Raw genomic sequence first — 15,772 nt, 5'->3', positions numbered from 1 at the left:
CCGCAATCGTCACTCGTCGTAGAGATCGCCTCGATCTTCCCGGCCAGGGAGGCCCGCCGTGCCCAGATCCGCCGTGACCGGTTCCGGACCGCTCCCCCTCCACGTACACGTACCGGCGCCTGCGGGCCCGGCAGACAGGGTGGGCGGCTACACGGTCTCGTACGCCAGCAGTGCCAGCGCGCCCAGCAGCACTACCAGCAGGGCCACCAGCATCGCCGGATTCAGCCCGGCGAACACTCCCAGCCCTTGTTCCTGCTGCAGCCGCGCACGGCTTGCCCGGCACACGGGGCAGCGGCCCTCGTTGACGGGCGCCGCGCAGTTCGCGCACACCAGTCGGTCATAGGTCATGCGCTTTCCTCCTCCCGCGCGTGCGGAGCCGCATACGCTTTCTCTCCGCACAACGCTCACGGAAACGCAACCGTTCCCCCTACCACTGTGCCAGCTCGCGCGGATTTCGGCGCGGCCCGCCGGGCATCACCCGTTCCGTCGTACTTCGGACCCGCTTCCGGCCGGTGCCGTTCCGCCATAAATCGCCCATCCTCGGACGCGCGCCTGCACGCCTCAGTCCGGTTCGCGTATGGTCACGCACACCTACTCCCGGCCGACCGTGGTGCATCCGTGATCCGATTCGACAACGTCTCCAAGACCTACCCGAAGCAGAGCCGTCCCGCTCTACGGGATGTGTCTCTCGATATCGAGAAGGGCGAGTTCGTCTTCCTGGTGGGCTCATCCGGCTCCGGCAAGTCCACCTTCATGCGACTCATCCTCCGCGAGGAGCGCGCCAGCCAGGGCATGGTCCATGTGCTGGGCAAGGACCTCGCGCGCCTGTCCAACTGGAAGGTGCCGCACATGCGTCGCCAGCTGGGCACGGTGTTCCAGGACTTCAGGCTCCTCCCCAACAAGACCGTTGCGCAGAACGTGGCGTTCGCGCAGGAGGTCATCGGCAAGCCGCGCGGTGAGATCCGCAAGGCGGTGCCCCAGGTTCTCGACCTGGTCGGCCTCGGCGGCAAGGAGGACCGGATGCCCGGTGAACTCTCCGGCGGTGAGCAGCAGCGCGTGGCGATCGCGCGGGCGTTCGTGAACCGTCCCATGCTGCTGATCGCGGACGAGCCGACCGGCAACCTCGACCCGCAGACCTCCGTCGGCATCATGAAGCTGCTGGACCGGATCAACCGGACCGGCACCACCGTGATCATGGCGACCCATGACCAGAACATCGTCGACCAGATGCGCAAGCGCGTCATCGAGCTGGAGAAGGGCCGTCTCGTACGCGACCAGGCCCGCGGCGTCTACGGCTACCAGCACTGAGCATCGAGCACTGAAAGGACGCCATGCGCGCCCAGTTCGTCCTGTCGGAGATCGGCGTCGGCCTCCGTCGCAACCTCACGATGACCTTCGCCGTCGTCGTCTCCGTCGCCCTCTCGCTCGCCCTGTTCGGCGGCGCGCTGCTCATGCGCGAGCAGGTCAGCACGATGAAGGACTACTGGTACGACAAGGTCAACGTCTCGATCTTCCTCTGCAGCAAGAGCGATGTGACTTCGACGCCCAAGTGCGCCAAGGGCGCTGTCACCTCGGAGCAGAAGAAGCAGATCGAGGATGACCTCGGCAAGATGGACGTCGTCGACACGGTCACGTACGAGTCCGCCGACCAGGCGTACAAGCACTATCAGGACCAGTTCGGCGACTCGCCCATGGCGAGCAACATCACGCCGGACCAGATGCAGGAGTCGTTCCGGGTCAAGCTCCACGACCCGAAGAAGTACAAGGTCGTCGCCACCGCCTTCGCCGGCCGGGACGGGGTGCAGTCCGTCCAGGACCAGCGAAGCATTCTGGACAACCTCTTCCAGCTGATGAACGGCATGAACGTGGCTGCCCTGTTCGTGATGGCGCTGATGCTGATCATCGCGTTGATGCTGATCGTGAACACCGTCCGGGTGTCCGCGTTCAGCCGGCGGCGCGAGACGGGCATCATGCGGCTCGTCGGCGCCTCCGGCTTCTACATCCAGATGCCGTTCATCATGGAGGCCGCGTTCGCCGGTCTCATCGGCGGCGTCCTGGCCTGCGTGATGCTGCTGGCCGGCCGGTACTTCCTGATCGACGGCGGACTGGAACTCCAGAGCAAGCTGAATCTGATCGACTTCATCGGCTGGGACGCGGTCTTCACCAAGCTGCCCCTGGTCCTGGCAATCGGCTTGCTGATGCCCGCCGTTGCCGCGCTCTTCGCGCTCCGCAAGTACCTCAAGGTGTGACAAGCGCCCCCTGGGCGCGCGGCCAACCGGCCGTGCGCCCAGGGGGCGTTGTCCTAGACTCGGCGACATGTCGGGCCCCACACAGTGTTTCGGGCCCCGCGGTGTGCGCCGCGGGGCGGCCCTGACATTGGTTTTCGCGGGTGTGCTGGCCACTGCGGCGGCCACCGGCTCGCTGCCGCGAGGCAGCTCGAAGTCCGAGGAGTTCGCGACCCGTTCCGTGGCCTCCACCGTCGACCGCGACGAAGTGGCCGACGCCGCCGCCCGCGCCGTGGCCGACGGCAAGTCAGGCAAGGAGGCGGCCGAGGAGGTCGTCAGCCGCAGCGGCGACCGCTGGGGCGCGGTGTACGACGAGCGGCAGTACGAGGAGTTCGAGCAGGCCCTGGACGGCTCGTACACCGGCGTCGGGATCTCCGCGAAGCGCTCCGACGACGGGCAGATCGAGGTGGCCCGGGTCCAGCCCGGCGGCCCCGCCGACCGGGCCGGCATCGAGCCCGGCGACCTGCTCCGTACGATCGACGGCCACCGGGTCGACAGACGCCCCGTCGCGGAGGTCGTCGCCCTGCTGCGCGGAGACCGTACGGAGGCCGCCGCGGGCACCACCGTCGTCCTGGGGATCGAGCGCGGCACCGTCCTGCGGACCGAGACGCTGCGCCGGGCCAGACTGACCACCGAGGCCGTGACCGTGCGCCGTGTCGGACACCCCCGCACCGGCTCCTCCGACTCCTCCAGTTCCTCCGGCTCCTCCGGGGCCGTCCTGATCGAGGTCGACTCGTTCACCAGGGGCTCGGGCACCAAGGTCCGCGACGCGGTCCGGGACGCGCCGTCGGACGCCGGAGTGCTCCTCGACCTCCGCGGCAACTCCGGCGGCCTGGTCACCGAGGCCGTCACCGCCGCCTCCGCCTTCCTGGACGGCGGCCTGGTCGCCACGTACGACGTCCACGGCGAGCAGCGCGCCCTCTACGCAGAGCCGGGCGGCGACACCGACCGGCCTCTCGTCGTGCTGGTGGACGGCGGCACGATGAGCGCCGCCGAGCTCCTCACCGGCGCCCTCCAGGATCGGGGCCGCGCCGTCACCGTCGGCTCACGGACCTTCGGCAAGGGTTCGGTCCAGATGCCCAGCAAGCTCCCGGGCGGCTCGGTGGCCGAGCTGACCGTCGGCCACTACCGCACCCCGGCAGGCAGGGGCGTCGACGGCCGCGGCATCACCCCGGACCTCGCGGTCGGCTCCGGGGCCGAGCAGCGGGCCGAGACGGTATTGAGTGGCCTCGGGGGTGGGTCTTAGTGCGAAAATGGCCGCACTATGGCTAAGGAAAAGGACACAGGGCGCAAGCTCATCGCGCAGAACAAGAAGGCGCGGCACGACTACCACATCCTCGACACCTACGAGTGCGGCCTCGTACTCATGGGCACCGAGGTCAAGTCGCTCCGGCTGGGCCGGGCCTCCCTGGTGGACGGCTTCGTCCAGATCGACGGCGGCGAGGCATGGCTGCACAACATCCATGTGCCCGAGTACGTGCAGGGGACCTGGACCAACCACTCGGCCAAGCGGAAGCGCAAGCTGCTGATGCACCGGGCCGAGATCGACAAGCTGGAGTCGAAGTCGGGCGAGACGGGCCACACGATCGTGCCGCTCGCGCTCTACTTCAAGGACGGCCGGGTCAAGGTCGAGATCGCGCTCGCCAAGGGCAAGAAGGAGTACGACAAGCGGCAGACCCTGCGTGAGAAGCAGGACCTGCGGGAGACCAACCGCGCGATCTCGGCAGCGCGCAAGCGCCAGCGGAGCGCGTAGGGCCGGGTCCTGCCGGGCCTTGCCAGGCATCGCCGGGAATAGGCTGGCATCGTCGCGCGTTGGTCACGTACGATGTCACTGCACTCCACAGCGGGTGCACGCATTTGAAAAAACAACATGGGGATGATCGGTTTCGACAGCGGATGTCGAAGCAGGGGAAGCGTGTCGAGGAAGCGGCAATGATCTCGTAAACCATATGTCGCAACCAATAATCGCCAACACCAAGCGCGATTCCTTCGCCCTCGCTGCCTAAGTAGCGACTTGCGAAGTGTCAGCCCGGGGGTGATCCCGACCCGGATCCTGGCATCATCAAGGGATCTAAACTTCTGGACCCGGTCACGGGGCCTGGAAGGAAATCAAACAGTGACTGAGCCCGTCGGAGACTTGTTCGCGTGATCTCCGGGGCCGAGAAAATCGCAGCGAACTGCACACGGAGAAGCCCTGGTTCCGCACCGTTGGACGCGGGTTCGATTCCCGCCATCTCCACAATTCCCATGTGAACGAGGACCCCGTTGCCCACCGGCGACGGGGTCCTCGTTCTTGTGCCGGTCAACGGCCCCCGGGGCCCCGGACCCCGACGGTCGCGACGGCCAGTGCCAGCCCCGCTGCGCAGACCGGTACGAGGTAGCCCGTCACCTGTCCGGTGTGCTCCACCATCCAGCCGCCGGTCGCCGAACCCGCGGCGATGCCGCCCAGCAGCGCGGTCACGGCCAGTGTCATGCCCTCGTTCAACTGGCGCTCCGGGGTGAGACGTTGCACCAGGGTCATGCCGGTCACCATGGTGGGGGCCGTCGCCGCTCCGGCCAGCAGGAGCGCGCCGGCGAGGGCGAGCAGGGAACCGGTCGAGGCGGCGGCGAGCAGCGGCAGGGACATCAGCGTCGTCATCCCCGTCAGGCAGAACAGCAGCCGGCGCCGGATGTCCGCGGCCGGGCGCAGCGATCCGTACAGCAGCCCGGCCGCACACGAGCCGGCCGCCTGGAGTGCCAGGATCGCGCCCCCGGCGTGGGCGATCGTGACGACCTCCATCGCGCCGAAGACCGCGCCGGTGGCGAGGAAGGCGGCGAGCAGCGCCGGCATGCCCGGGGTGCGGAGCGGGGTGCCCGCGTGGGTGCGGGGTGCCACGGGGGGTTCGGTGGCGCGCTGGGCGGCGAAGATCAGCACGCCGGTCATCAACAGGACCGCCCCGACGAGCGTTCCGGCCTCCGGGAAGAGCGTCGCGCACAGCAGCGCGGCGAGGGCCGGGCCGAGCATGAAGCAGAGTTCGTCCGCGGCCTGTTCGAAGGAGTTCGCGGTGTGCAGGGCGGCCGGGTCGCCCCGGTGCAGATGGGCCCAGCGGGCCCGGGACATCCCGCCCGTGTTGGGGGTGGTGGCGGTGGCGGCGTAGGAGGCGAAGAGGGTCCAGGACGGGGCTCCGTGGTGCACACAGAGCAGCAGGGCCAGCGAGCCGAGCGCGGCGATCGCGGTGGCCGGCACCGCGATCCTGGCCTGTCCGTAACGGTCGACGAGCCGGGCTGTCCAGGGGGCGACCACCGCCGTGGCGGCGAGACCGGTCGCGGTGACGGCCCCGGCCAGGGCGTACGAACCGCGCGAGCCGGCGATCATGATGACCGCGCTGATGCTGAACATCCCCATGGGCAGCCTGGCCAGGAGATTGCCCGCGGTGAAGGCGCGGGCGCCCGGGGTGGCGAGCAGCCTGCGGTACGGGTTGGTGGGCGCCCGCCGGGCGGGGGCGGTGCGCGGGGCGATGACCAGCAGGTCACCGGAGACGGCGAGCATGGGGTCGGTGCGCGGGGCTCTCTCGTACGGCATGGATCAACCCTCGGGGCGCACGGCCCATGGGGTCCAACACCTTCTCCGTACCGATTGACGCATCTGTGTTGTAAATTCCTGGGTGTGGCCCCCTCCGCTGCCGATACGGGCAACCAGACGCGTACCCATACCGACCCTCGGCTGCTCCGCGCCTTCGTCGCCGTCGCCGAGGAACTGCACTTCACCCGCGCCGCCGCCCGGCTCTACATCGCCCAGCAGGCACTGAGCCGGGACATCCGCCGGCTGGAGCGCGAGCTGGGCGCGGAACTGTTTGTACGCACCACCCGGCAGGTCGCCCTCACCACCGACGGCGAGCGGCTGCTGCCGTACGCGCGACGCGTGCTGGACGCGCACACCGAGCTCGCCGCGGCCTTCGCCGACCCCGCGGCCCGGCCGCTCTTCGTCGACCTCAACACCGACGGCATGACGGCCGCCCGGGTGCTCGCCCGCGCCCGCGAACTGGCCCCGGCCTGCGAACTCATGGCGCGCTTCGAGAGCGGCCTGACCTGGGCGGCGGACGAGATCCTCGCCGGGCGGCTCGATGTCTCCTTCGGCCGCGCCGCCGGACTCGACCCCGCGGTACGGGCACGGCTCGGTGTACAGCCGGTGCGGTACGAGCCGATGGCCATTCTGTTCCCCGACGATCACCCCCTCGCCGCGCACGAGGCCGTCGCGCTGGACGACCTGGCCGGCGAGACCGTCTACGCGGGTGCCGGGAACCCGCGCACCGAGGAATGGACGGACCTCGCCCGGCTGCTCTTCGCCGAGTGGGGCATCGAGCTGGCGCCACCTGTCCCTCTTGCGATCGGCGTGGCCGAATTTCAGCGGGTCATGGCCAAGTCGCCGCGGTACCCGGTTCTGTGCGTGGTCGACTTCCCTCCGATGCCGGGCACCGTGTTGCGCCCGCTGGTCCGGCCCGTACCGCTCTCCCCGCTCCTGATGGTCTGGCGCAAGGGGCTGCGCCATCCCGGCCTGGACGCCCTGCGCGCGGCCGCGGACCGACTGGGTGCCGAGGAGGGCTGGATGGTGCGTCCCGGCGGCAGTTGGCTGCCCGGTCCGGACACGGCGCTGATGCTGAAGGCCGGCTGACCCCGCGTACACCTCCGCGCCGGAACGGGGCCCGCCGAGCACGTGCCGGGGCAGGATCACGGCCACCCGGTGCCGGGTGAGGCAATGGGCGGGAAAGTTGACGTAACAGGTGGGAAATGCGGGTGAACCAGCCCTGTCACGCATGGCGCTGGATCCCCCAGGACAGCGAGGGGCGCCGCTGAGCCCGCTGCGCCGCTCCGTTGTCAGTGCCCCTTGGTAGAACGGGGGCAGGCAGGAAGACCGGCGGAAGGGGGACCCGTGGGTACCTGGGGCAGCGGGAATTTCGACAGTGACACGGCCGCGGACCATCTGTCGGGCGTCACCGGACGGCTCGTCTCGGAGATCGAGGAGGCGATGGCCGGCGACCCGGCCGGCCTGGAGCCCGACGAGTACGACGGCGTCGCCGTGCCGTGCAACGTCGAGCTGCTCTGCCTGATCGCGGAGCAGAACCACGTCGGCGCGAGGGTGCCGGGGGTGGCGGTCGCCGAGGGCTGGAAGAAGACGTTCATGGACGTGTGGGAGCGGACCATCGACGGCCTGGAGCCCAAGCAGGGGTACAAGGAGGACAGACGCGCGGAGCTGATCCGCACCTTCGACCGGCTGGTGGCCCTGGCGAAGCAGGAGCACGGGGAGCAGTGAGGGGGCGCGGGGCAGGCGCGGGGCCGGGCCGGCGCCAAGATAGCGTGCCGGGATGCCCCACGACACCCACCGCCTCGACGCTGAGGTACGGCTCCGCCCCGCCGCTTTGGCCGACGCCGCCTCCCTCGCCGTCGCGATGAGCCGTAGCCGTGCGTACATGCAGCCCTGGGAGCCCGTGCGGCCCGACTCCTTCTACACCGAGCAGGGGCAGCGGGAGCGCCTGGCCGGGCTGCTCGCGGACCGCGACGCGGGGCGGGGGATGCCCTGGGTGCTGGCCGACGAGGAGGACCGCGCGGTCGGCGCGTTCAACCTGAACGCCATCGTGCTCGGGCCGTTGTGCAGCGGCACGCTCGGCTACTGGGTCGATGTCGAGTACGCGGGCCGCGGCCTGGCCACGGCCGCCGTGCGGCGGATCTGCGAGCTGGCCAGGGACGGGCTGGGACTGCACCGCATCGAGGCGGGGACGGTGACGGACAACCTCGCCTCGCAGCGGGTGCTCGCCAAGTGCGGCTTCGAGCAGTACGGAATGGCCCCGCGCTTCCTCCACATCAACGGCGAGTGGCGCGACCACCGGCTTTTCCAGCGGATCCTGCACGACGGTCCGCCGACGGGCTGAGCGACCGGCCGCCCGGGGGTGGACGGCTACCGGCGACTCCGGCCAAGAAGATCTGGCCAGAGTTCTACCGGTGGACATCCCGGGTACGGCGCGAATCCCCGGTACGCAGCCGCACATGCCGGTGCCCTTCCCGCGGCCACGGCGGCCGCGCCGGAAGCACCTCCACGAAGCCGTATCCGCTCTTCTCCGCGACCCGGCAGGATGCCTCGTTGTCCATTTGGTGCAGCAGGTCCAGCCGCGTCAGCCCGTCCTCGGCGAATGTCTTGAACGCCCAGTCACCGAGCGCCCCGAGCGCCAGCGGCGCGACCCCGCGGCCGCGGGCGGGCGCCGCGGTCCAGTAGCCGACCTCCGCGCTGCCGGAGCCCGGTGCGGTGAACTTGAGAGCGACATTGCCGACCGGTTCACCGCCGCGATCGCGGTCCACCACCGCGAAACTGAAGCGGCTTCCGGACTCCCGGCCCTCCTGCTGCGCCCGAAGCCACCGCTCCGCCGCCGCCGCGTCCGTGACCTGCGTCAGCAGCATGGCGCGCATCCCGGGATCGCGGTACGCCTCGATCAGTGCCGGGGCGTCCTCGGCCAGCCAGGGCCGGAGCAGGAGCGGGCCGGCCGAGAGGGTGGTGGTGACGAGACCGTCGTTCATCCCGACACCGTACGGCCCCGCCGCGTGCGACGGCCCGTGGGGCAGCAGGGGTTCCGGGCCGGGCCCGCGAGGGGCACCCTGGGGGAGACCCCACCGGTGACCCCGAGGCGGTGACATGCGCATGGCGGCCAGCAAGGGCTCGTGCGACTGGCGGTTCGACTCCGGTCGGCCCTGCCTCGACCTGGTGGCGACAGGAATCGGGACCACCGGCGCATGTGAACTGCTCGACGGCGCGGAGCGGCTCGCCGACTGGCTGGTCGCCACCGGACTCGTACCGAGCGGCACCCGGCTCGACGCCGTGGACGAGACCTGGGTGGCGCGCTTCCGGCAGCTGAGGACCGGTGTCGACCGGCTGCTGACGGCCGAGCTCGGCGGCGGAGGGGCCGGGAGCGCACTGGACCGGGTCAACGCCCTCGCCGCCGAGGCACCACCGGGGCTGCGGGCCGTGCGCGGCCGGGGCGGCAAGCTGGTGCGGGCGCTGAGCGCCGACCCCGAGTGCGGGGCGCTGCTGGCCGCCGTCGCCCGCGATGTCGTGGAGCTGCTCACCGACCCCGTGGCGCGCGCCGGACTGCGCCGCTGCGAGGGCGACAACTGCCGCCGTTTCTACCTGGACACCTCACGCGGACACCGGCGGCGCTGGTGCTCCGGCGAGGTGTGCGGGAACCGCGAGCGGGTGGCCAGACACCGGCGCCGGGCGGCGGCGTTGTCGGTCGCGGGCCCCGTCGTGGCGCCGGACCCGAACGTGTCGTGAAGAATCCTCGGGCCGGATTGAACGGATCGCGGTCCGCCCGCGTATTCGAAGAGCGAGGAGCTCCACAGGGCCGACCAGGAGGTGCGGGTGCGCAAGGATGCGGCCGTAGCCGGTGATCGTCCGCACAGAGCTCGACAGCGCGGCGAGCCTCCCCCGTCGGCGCCGGTGTCCGCGGCGCCGGCACCCTCGCCGGATGCCTCCGGCGCCCCGGACGAGGAGCTGATGCGGGCGCTGTACCGCGAACATGCCGGGCCGCTGTTCGCGTACGTGCTCCGCCTGGTCGCGGGTGACCGGCAGCGCGCCGAGGACGTGGTGCAGGAGACGCTCATCCGCGCCTGGAAGAACGCCGGGCGGCTGGGCGGCGCCACCGGATCGGTCCGCCCCTGGCTGGTGACGGTCGCCCGGCGCATCGTCATCGACGGCCACCGCAGCCGGCGGGCCCGGCCGCCCGAGGTCGATCCGTCGCCGCTGGAGGCCATGCCGGCGGAGGACGAGATGGACCGGGCGCTGTGGCTGATGACGCTCTCCGACGCGCTCGACGAACTGACCCCCGCGCACCGGGAGGCCCTGGTCGAGACGTACTTCAAGGGCCGTACGGTCGGCGAGGCGGCCGATGTGCTGGGCATACCGAGCGGGACGGTGCGGTCCCGGGTCTTCTACGCACTGCGTTCGATGAAACTCGCACTGGAGGAGAGGGGGATCACTGCATGAACGACGACCACGAGTGGGAGCCCTTCGGACTCAGGCCGACCAGCCCCTCCGGCCTCGGCGGCTCCTCCGGCTCCTCCGGCCTCGGCGGCCCCTGCGGCCCCGGCAGCCACGGCAACCCTGATCGCCCCCGAAACCCCGGAAGGCCCCGTCGTCCCCGCAGCCCTCACCGCGCCGACGCCCCCTCCGGGCACGACGCCGCAGGTGCGTACCTCCTCGGTCTTCTCGACGACGCGGAGGCCTCCGACTTCGAGGCGCACCTGGCCGAGTGCGAGCTGTGCGCCGACCGGCTCGACGAGCTGACCGGCCTGGAGCCCCTGCTCGCGACGCTCGCCGAGCCCCCGGCCGCGGTGTCGGCCGCCCGTCTCGTCCCGCACGTACCGGGGCAGCCCGGCCCCCGCGTGCTGGAGCGGCTGATCGACGAGGTGGCGGCCGGGCGGGCCCGGCGCAGGCGCCGCTCCGGGTATCTGGTGGCCGCGGCGGTGGCGCTGATCATCGGCGGCCCGGTGTTCGCGGTCATGGCGAGCGGCGACGACGGCCCGGCGGCGCGGGCGGCCGGCCCGTACCCCACGGGCTCCGCCGGGGACACCCACCCCGACCGCATGCCGGAGGAAGTACGGGCCACCGACCCTCGCACCGAGGTCGCCGCCACGATCGGCATGGCGAGAAAACCCTGGGGCACCAGCACCGTGCTGGAGCTCAGAAACGTCACGGGCCCGCAGAAATGCAGCCTGATCGCGGTGTCGAAGACCGGCGAGGAGGAAGTCGTCACCTCCTGGTCGGTACCGGAGCAGGGATACGGCGCCGAGGACTCCTCGCACCCGGGCGCGAGTCACCCCCTCTATGTCCAGGGCGGTGTGGCCATGGACCGGAGCGACATCGATCATTTCGAGGTGCGTACGTTCGACGGCAGGCGGCTGGTCGAGGTCGATGCCTGACCGAGACCGGCGGCGGACCATTTCGATATGCGCGGCGGATGCGCGGCGGGTCCCCCTTCGCATAGGGTTGACGGCTGCCCAATGCACGTCAGAAGGGGGCCTCGGTGGCCGCGCAGGATGCCGCTGTCGATTCGTTGCGGGACCGGGAGATCGGTGTCGAGCAGGAACATCTCGACCGTGTGTACCACCGCCTTGAGGAGAAGATCCACGAGGCGGAATTTCTCATGCATGACGCCGTCAAGCGCGGCCAGGTCGGTACCCCGGGAGCGCTCGCCGAGCGCGACGCCCAGGTGTTCCGGGCCGGAATCCACCTCAACCGGCTGAACAGCGAGTTCGAGGACTTCCTCTTCGGACGGATCGATCTGTTGCTCGGCAAGGACGGCGAACGAGGCCCGGACGGCGCGTACACCTCCGTGGAGCCCGCCGACGACGCCGTACGCGAGGACCTGTCGGCCGATATCGCGGAGACGCTGCACATCGGCCGGATCGGGGTCCTCGACTCCGACTACGCGCCGCTGGTCATCGACTGGCGCGCCCCGGCCGCCGCACCGTTCTACCGGTCGACACCGAAGGAGCCGGGCAGGGTGGTGCGCCGCCGGGTCATCCGCTCCAAGGGCCGCCGGGTCCTCGGCGTCGAGGACGACCTGATGCGCCCCGAGCTGACCGCGTCCCTGGACGGCGACAAGCTGCCCGCCATCGGCGACGGCGCCCTCATGGCGGCGCTCGGCCAGGCCCGCAGCCACACCATGCGCGACATCGTCTCCTCCATCCAGGCCGAGCAGGACCTGGTGATCCGGGCCCCCGCCGCCTCCGTCACCGAGGTCTCCGGCGGCCCCGGCACCGGCAAGACGGCCGTCGCCCTGCACCGTGCCGCCTACCTCCTCTACCAGGACCGGCGGCGTTACGCGGGCGGCATCCTCGTCGTCTCGCCGACCCCGCTCCTGGTCGCGTACACCGAAGGCGTGCTGCCCTCGCTGGGCGAGGAGGGGCAGGTCGCGATCCGCGCCGTCGGCTCGCTCTCCGACGAGGCGGCCGGCGTCGAGGGCGCCACCACCTACGACGAGCCCGCCGTCGCCCGGATCAAGGGCTCCTCGCGAATGCTCCAGGTGCTGCGCAAGGCATCCCGCGGCGCGCTGGAACAGCCCGGCACTCCCCGTAGGACGGCAGAGAGGGACGGCCAGCTGTCCTTCGGCGACGAGGCGGACGGGGCCGAGGGAGCAGCCGGAGCCCCGGTCACCCCGACCCGGCTGCGGGTCGTCGCCTTCGGCGCCCGCGTCGAGCTGAACGCCGACGAGCTGCACCGCATCCGGCAGTCCGTCCTCGGCGGCACCGCGCCGGTCAACCTGCTGCGCCCGCGCGCCCGCAGAATGCTCCTGGACGCCCTGTGGAACAAGTCCTCCGGCCGGGGCCGCTACACCGACCCCGAACTCGCCGCCGAACTGCGTTCCTCCTTCGACGAGGACGTCTCCACCGAGACGGCCTTCCTCGACTTCCTGAACGCCTGGTGGCCCGAGCTCACCCCGCGCGGGGTGCTCGCCGCGATGGCCGACGAGAAGCGGCTGGGCCGTTGGGCCCGCCGGGTCCTCAACCAGGGCGAGGTGCGCCGCCTCGCCCGCTCCCTGAAGCGGCTCGACCGCGAGGGGAACGGACCGCTGTCCGTGCACGACGTGGCCGTTCTCGACGAGCTCCAGACGCTGCTCGGCACACCGCACCGGCCGAAGAAGAAGCGCGAGCTCGACCCGCTGGACCAGCTCACCGGTCTGGAGGAGCTGATGCCGCAGCGCGAGGAGACCCAGCGCGAGCGCGCCGAGCGGCTGGCGGCGGAGCGTACGGAGTACGCGCACGTCATCGTCGACGAGGCGCAGGACCTCACCCCCATGCAGTGGCGGATGGTCGGCCGCCGCGGCAGGCACGCCACCTGGACGATCGTCGGGGACCCGGCGCAGTCCTCCTGGTCCGATCCGGACGAGGCCGCCCGCGCGCGCGACGAGGCGCTCGGCAACCGCCCGCGCCGCCGCTTCACCCTCACCGTCAACTACCGCAACCCGGCGGAGATCGCCGAGCTGGCCTCGAAGGTCCTGGCGCTGGCGATGCCCGGCATGCAGTCGCCGTCCGCGGTCCGCTCCACGGGCGTGAAGCCGCGCTTCGAGACCGTACGGGACGGCGATCTGGCCACCTCGGTGCGCGAGGAGGCGCGGCGGCTGCTCGCCGAGGTCGACGGCACGGTGGGCGTGGTCGTCGCGATGAACCGCCGGGCGCAGGCCCGCGAATGGCTCGCGGAGCTCGGCGAGCGGGTGGTGGCGCTGGGCAGCCTGGAGGCGAAGGGCCTGGAGTACGACGCCACGGTGGTCGTCTCGCCCGCGGAGATCGCCGACGAGTCCCCGGCCGGGCTGCGGGTGCTGTACGTGGCGTTGACGCGTGCGACGCAGCAGCTGACGGTGGTCTCCGGGGAGCGGGACCTGCCCGACGAGGACGGTGTCCCGGACCTGCTGAGGGACTGAGGCGGGCCGGGCGAAGCGGTGAGCCCGCGGGGCTGACTGTTTTTCTGGTCAACCTCTGCTGCGGGGAATCACTTCTTCGGGGTCTTTGTTAGCCTGGTGTCGGCACCGGCTCGATCCAAGCCCCCGGGCCCAACCTTCGTCGCTACGAGCGACCACTTGCCGCGAGGCGAGCATGGCGGGTCGGTGCCGCTGGACCAAGAAGACAGACCCGCGTCACCTCCAGGTGGCGCGGGTCTGTTCTTGTTCGGGCAGTCCGGTGCCGCGTGGGAGTGCTCCATCTCACGGACATGGCCGGGACCGGATGCTTCCGGGACCGGTTGGGGGTACCACTGAACCCATCAAATCTCGCATAGTGGAAAATGATTTCCGAGAAGTGGCAGTCATTACCGGCTACCGGCCAGTAGGTGCGACGATCGGGAAGCGTGTCCGAGGTGAGCGCCCCGGTCGCGCGGCAATGAAGCTAAGGAAAGCGAAGGTCTCGGCCATGGCAACGGCGCCCAGCGTCTCGTACTCGATGACGGTCAGGCTGGAGGTGCCCGCGAGCGGCACAGCGGTCTCCCAGCTCACCACGGCCGTGGAGTCCTCCGGCGGATCGGTCACCGGCCTCGACGTCACCGCCTCCGGTCACGAGAAGCTGCGGATCGACGTCACCATCGCGGCCACCTCCACCACGCACGCCGACGAGATCGTCGAGGGCCTGCGCGGCATCGAGGGCGTCGTCCTGGGCAAGGTCTCCGACCGTACGTTCCTGATGCACCTCGGCGGCAAGATCGAGATGGCGTCCAAGCACCCCATCCGCAACCGTGACGACCTCTCGATGATCTACACCCCCGGCGTGGCCCGGGTCTGCATGGCCATCGCCGAGAACCCCGAGGACGCCCGCCGCCTCACCATCAAGCGCAACTCCGTCGCAGTTGTGACGGACGGCTCCGCCGTGCTCGGTCTCGGCAACATCGGCCCGAAGGCCGCCCTCCCCGTGATGGAGGGCAAGGCGGCCCTCTTCAAGCGGTTCGCCGGCATCGACGCCTGGCCGATCTGCCTGGACACCCAGGACAGTGACGCCATCGTCGAGATCGTCAAGGCGATCGCCCCCGGCTTCGCCGGCATCAACCTGGAGGACATCTCCGCACCCCGCTGCTTCGAGATCGAGGCACGGCTGCGCGAGGCCCTGGACATCCCGGTCTTCCACGACGACCAGCACGGCACCGCGATCGTCGTACTGGCCGCGCTGACCAACGCGCTCCGCGTGGTGGGCAAGGGAATCGGGGACGTACGGGTCGTCATGTCCGGCGCCGGAGCCGCGGGTACGGCCATCCTGAAGCTCCTCATCGCCGCGGGCGTCAAGCACGCCGTCGTCGCCGACATCCACGGTGTGGTGCACGCCGGCCGCGAGGACCTGGTCTCCGCCGACGCCGACTCGCCGTTGCGCTGGATCGCCGACAACACCAACCCGGAGTCCGTCACCGGCACCCTCAAGCAGGCCGTCGTGGGCGCCGACGTCTTCATCGGCGTCTCCGCCCCGAACGTGCTGGACGGCTCCGATGTCGCCGCCATGGCCGATGGTGCGATCGTGTTCGCGCTCGCGAACCCGGACCCCGAGGTGGACCCGGCAATCGCGCGCGAGACGGCGGCAGTTGTCGCCACCGGGCGCTCCGACTTCCCGAACCAGATCAACAACGTGCTGGTCTTCCCGGGTGTCTTCCGCGGTCTGCTGGACGCCCAGTCCCGCACCGTCAACACGGACATGATGCTCGCCGCGGCGCGCGCCCTCGCCGATGTGGTCGCCGAGGACGAGCTGAACGCGAACTACATCATCCCCTCGGTCTTCAACGACCGGGTCGCGGGCGCGGTCGCCGGCGCCGTCCGGGACGCCGCGAAGGCGGCCACCGGTGGCCTGAGGGCATAGGGCCGGTCCGGCGGATCATGGCCGGGGCCGCGGCCCGCGTGCTCCGGCCCGGTCCGGACGTAAAGACCCCAGGGCCGGTCCGGGCTACGGCGCGTCGTGGTTCGTCGTGCCCCAAACGCCCCTTTAGGGTGGGCGGG

15 protein-coding genes and 1 other RNA gene are annotated in these 15,772 nt (G+C 71.0%); 13 read left to right on the top strand and 3 right to left on the bottom strand.

Features of this window, described 5'->3' with window-relative positions; all coding sequences use genetic code 11:
* Nucleotides 1-147: 147 nt before the first annotated feature.
* Nucleotides 148-348 (bottom strand): hypothetical protein, encoded by a 201-nt coding sequence (locus ACWCQ6_RS07030; RefSeq protein WP_451086222.1) that lies wholly within the window; start codon nucleotides 346-348, stop codon nucleotides 148-150.
* Nucleotides 349-618: 270 nt separating this feature from the next.
* Here ACWCQ6_RS07030 and ftsE point away from each other — a divergent pair, with 270 nt between their 5' ends.
* The 5 genes from ftsE (at nucleotide 619) to ssrA (ending at nucleotide 4,527) form a co-directional block, all read left to right on the top strand.
* Nucleotides 619-1,308 (top strand): cell division ATP-binding protein FtsE, encoded by a 690-nt coding sequence (gene ftsE, locus ACWCQ6_RS07025; protein ID WP_376635278.1) that lies wholly within the window; start codon nucleotides 619-621, stop codon nucleotides 1,306-1,308.
* 23 nt (nucleotides 1,309-1,331) lie between these two features.
* Complete coding sequence (ftsX, locus tag ACWCQ6_RS07020; protein WP_451086220.1) at nucleotides 1,332-2,249, top strand: permease-like cell division protein FtsX; 918 nt, start codon at nucleotides 1,332-1,334, stop codon at nucleotides 2,247-2,249.
* A 67-nt stretch (nucleotides 2,250-2,316) separates the two neighbouring features.
* The gene (locus ACWCQ6_RS07015) at nucleotides 2,317-3,531 is read left to right on the top strand and encodes a S41 family peptidase (RefSeq protein WP_451086218.1); all 1,215 of its coding nucleotides are present in this window, start codon (nucleotides 2,317-2,319) and stop codon (nucleotides 3,529-3,531) included.
* Between the two features lie 18 nt (nucleotides 3,532-3,549).
* Complete coding sequence (gene smpB, locus ACWCQ6_RS07010) at nucleotides 3,550-4,038, top strand: SsrA-binding protein SmpB (RefSeq protein ID WP_451086216.1); 489 nt, start codon at nucleotides 3,550-3,552, stop codon at nucleotides 4,036-4,038.
* Nucleotides 4,039-4,157: 119 nt separating this feature from the next.
* Nucleotides 4,158-4,527, top strand: a transfer-messenger RNA (tmRNA) gene (gene ssrA / locus ACWCQ6_RS07005).
* A 60-nt stretch (nucleotides 4,528-4,587) separates the two neighbouring features.
* Here the strand turns inward: ssrA and ACWCQ6_RS07000 are convergent.
* Entirely contained in the window at nucleotides 4,588-5,847 is a 1,260-nt protein-coding gene (locus ACWCQ6_RS07000; RefSeq protein ID WP_451086214.1) for an MFS transporter, read from the bottom strand.
* A gap of 84 nt (nucleotides 5,848-5,931) precedes the next feature.
* Between ACWCQ6_RS07000 and ACWCQ6_RS06995 the strand changes: the two genes are divergently transcribed.
* From ACWCQ6_RS06995 to ACWCQ6_RS06985, 3 genes are all read left to right on the top strand, one after another.
* Nucleotides 5,932-6,936 (top strand): LysR family transcriptional regulator, encoded by a 1,005-nt coding sequence (locus tag ACWCQ6_RS06995; protein WP_451086212.1) that lies wholly within the window; start codon nucleotides 5,932-5,934, stop codon nucleotides 6,934-6,936.
* Between the two features lie 258 nt (nucleotides 6,937-7,194).
* Nucleotides 7,195-7,575 (top strand): DUF4259 domain-containing protein, encoded by a 381-nt coding sequence (locus ACWCQ6_RS06990; RefSeq protein WP_451086210.1) that lies wholly within the window; start codon nucleotides 7,195-7,197, stop codon nucleotides 7,573-7,575.
* A gap of 52 nt (nucleotides 7,576-7,627) precedes the next feature.
* Nucleotides 7,628-8,191: a GNAT family N-acetyltransferase gene (locus ACWCQ6_RS06985; protein WP_451086208.1), complete on the top strand. Its 564-nt coding sequence runs from the start codon at nucleotides 7,628-7,630 to the stop codon at nucleotides 8,189-8,191.
* 64 nt (nucleotides 8,192-8,255) lie between these two features.
* On the opposite strand, the gene ACWCQ6_RS06980 is transcribed toward ACWCQ6_RS06985, so the two are convergent.
* The gene (locus tag ACWCQ6_RS06980; RefSeq protein WP_451086206.1) at nucleotides 8,256-8,831 is read right to left on the bottom strand and encodes a GNAT family N-acetyltransferase; all 576 of its coding nucleotides are present in this window, start codon (nucleotides 8,829-8,831) and stop codon (nucleotides 8,256-8,258) included.
* A 121-nt stretch (nucleotides 8,832-8,952) separates the two neighbouring features.
* Between ACWCQ6_RS06980 and ACWCQ6_RS06975 the strand changes: the two genes are divergently transcribed.
* The 5 genes from ACWCQ6_RS06975 (at nucleotide 8,953) to ACWCQ6_RS06955 (ending at nucleotide 15,635) form a co-directional block, all read left to right on the top strand.
* The gene (locus ACWCQ6_RS06975; RefSeq protein ID WP_451086204.1) at nucleotides 8,953-9,582 is read left to right on the top strand and encodes a CGNR zinc finger domain-containing protein; all 630 of its coding nucleotides are present in this window, start codon (nucleotides 8,953-8,955) and stop codon (nucleotides 9,580-9,582) included.
* An 81-nt stretch (nucleotides 9,583-9,663) separates the two neighbouring features.
* Complete coding sequence (locus ACWCQ6_RS06970; RefSeq protein WP_451086202.1) at nucleotides 9,664-10,293, top strand: sigma-70 family RNA polymerase sigma factor; 630 nt, start codon at nucleotides 9,664-9,666, stop codon at nucleotides 10,291-10,293.
* Nucleotides 10,290-11,228, top strand: a complete 939-nt coding sequence (locus ACWCQ6_RS06965; protein ID WP_451086200.1) for an anti-sigma factor family protein — start codon at nucleotides 10,290-10,292, stop codon at nucleotides 11,226-11,228. Before ACWCQ6_RS06970 ends, ACWCQ6_RS06965 begins: the two co-directional genes overlap by 4 nt.
* Before the next feature lie 104 nt (nucleotides 11,229-11,332).
* Complete coding sequence (locus tag ACWCQ6_RS06960) at nucleotides 11,333-13,729, top strand: HelD family protein (protein WP_451086198.1); 2,397 nt, start codon at nucleotides 11,333-11,335, stop codon at nucleotides 13,727-13,729.
* A gap of 484 nt (nucleotides 13,730-14,213) precedes the next feature.
* A complete protein-coding gene (locus tag ACWCQ6_RS06955; protein WP_451086196.1) occupies nucleotides 14,214-15,635 on the top strand; it encodes a malic enzyme-like NAD(P)-binding protein in 1,422 nt (473 codons plus the stop codon).
* The last annotated feature ends 137 nt before the right edge of the window (nucleotides 15,636-15,772 follow it).

This window comes from Streptomyces sp. NPDC001880 (genome assembly GCF_053594575.1).
This window is presented reverse-complemented; position numbering and strand designations above follow the sequence as displayed.

Excerpts from the sequence above, each read along its gene's own strand:
- ACWCQ6_RS06980 (WP_451086206.1), bottom strand. The coding sequence starts at position 8,831 with ATGAACGACGGTCTCGTCACCACCACCCTCTCGGCCGGCCCGCTCCTG.
- ACWCQ6_RS06985 (WP_451086208.1), top strand. The coding sequence starts at position 7,628 with ATGCCCCACGACACCCACCGCCTCGACGCTGAGGTACGGCTCCGCCCC.
- ACWCQ6_RS07000 (WP_451086214.1), bottom strand. The coding sequence starts at position 5,847 with ATGCCGTACGAGAGAGCCCCGCGCACCGACCCCATGCTCGCCGTCTCC.
- ftsX (WP_451086220.1), top strand. The coding sequence starts at position 1,332 with ATGCGCGCCCAGTTCGTCCTGTCGGAGATCGGCGTCGGCCTCCGTCGC.
- ACWCQ6_RS06955 (WP_451086196.1), top strand. The coding sequence starts at position 14,214 with ATGGCAACGGCGCCCAGCGTCTCGTACTCGATGACGGTCAGGCTGGAG.
- smpB (WP_451086216.1), top strand. The coding sequence starts at position 3,550 with ATGGCTAAGGAAAAGGACACAGGGCGCAAGCTCATCGCGCAGAACAAG.
- ACWCQ6_RS07030 (WP_451086222.1), bottom strand. The coding sequence starts at position 348 with ATGACCTATGACCGACTGGTGTGCGCGAACTGCGCGGCGCCCGTCAAC.
- ACWCQ6_RS06965 (WP_451086200.1), top strand. The coding sequence starts at position 10,290 with ATGAACGACGACCACGAGTGGGAGCCCTTCGGACTCAGGCCGACCAGC.
- ACWCQ6_RS07015 (WP_451086218.1), top strand. The coding sequence starts at position 2,317 with ATGTCGGGCCCCACACAGTGTTTCGGGCCCCGCGGTGTGCGCCGCGGG.
- ACWCQ6_RS06975 (WP_451086204.1), top strand. The coding sequence starts at position 8,953 with ATGGCGGCCAGCAAGGGCTCGTGCGACTGGCGGTTCGACTCCGGTCGG.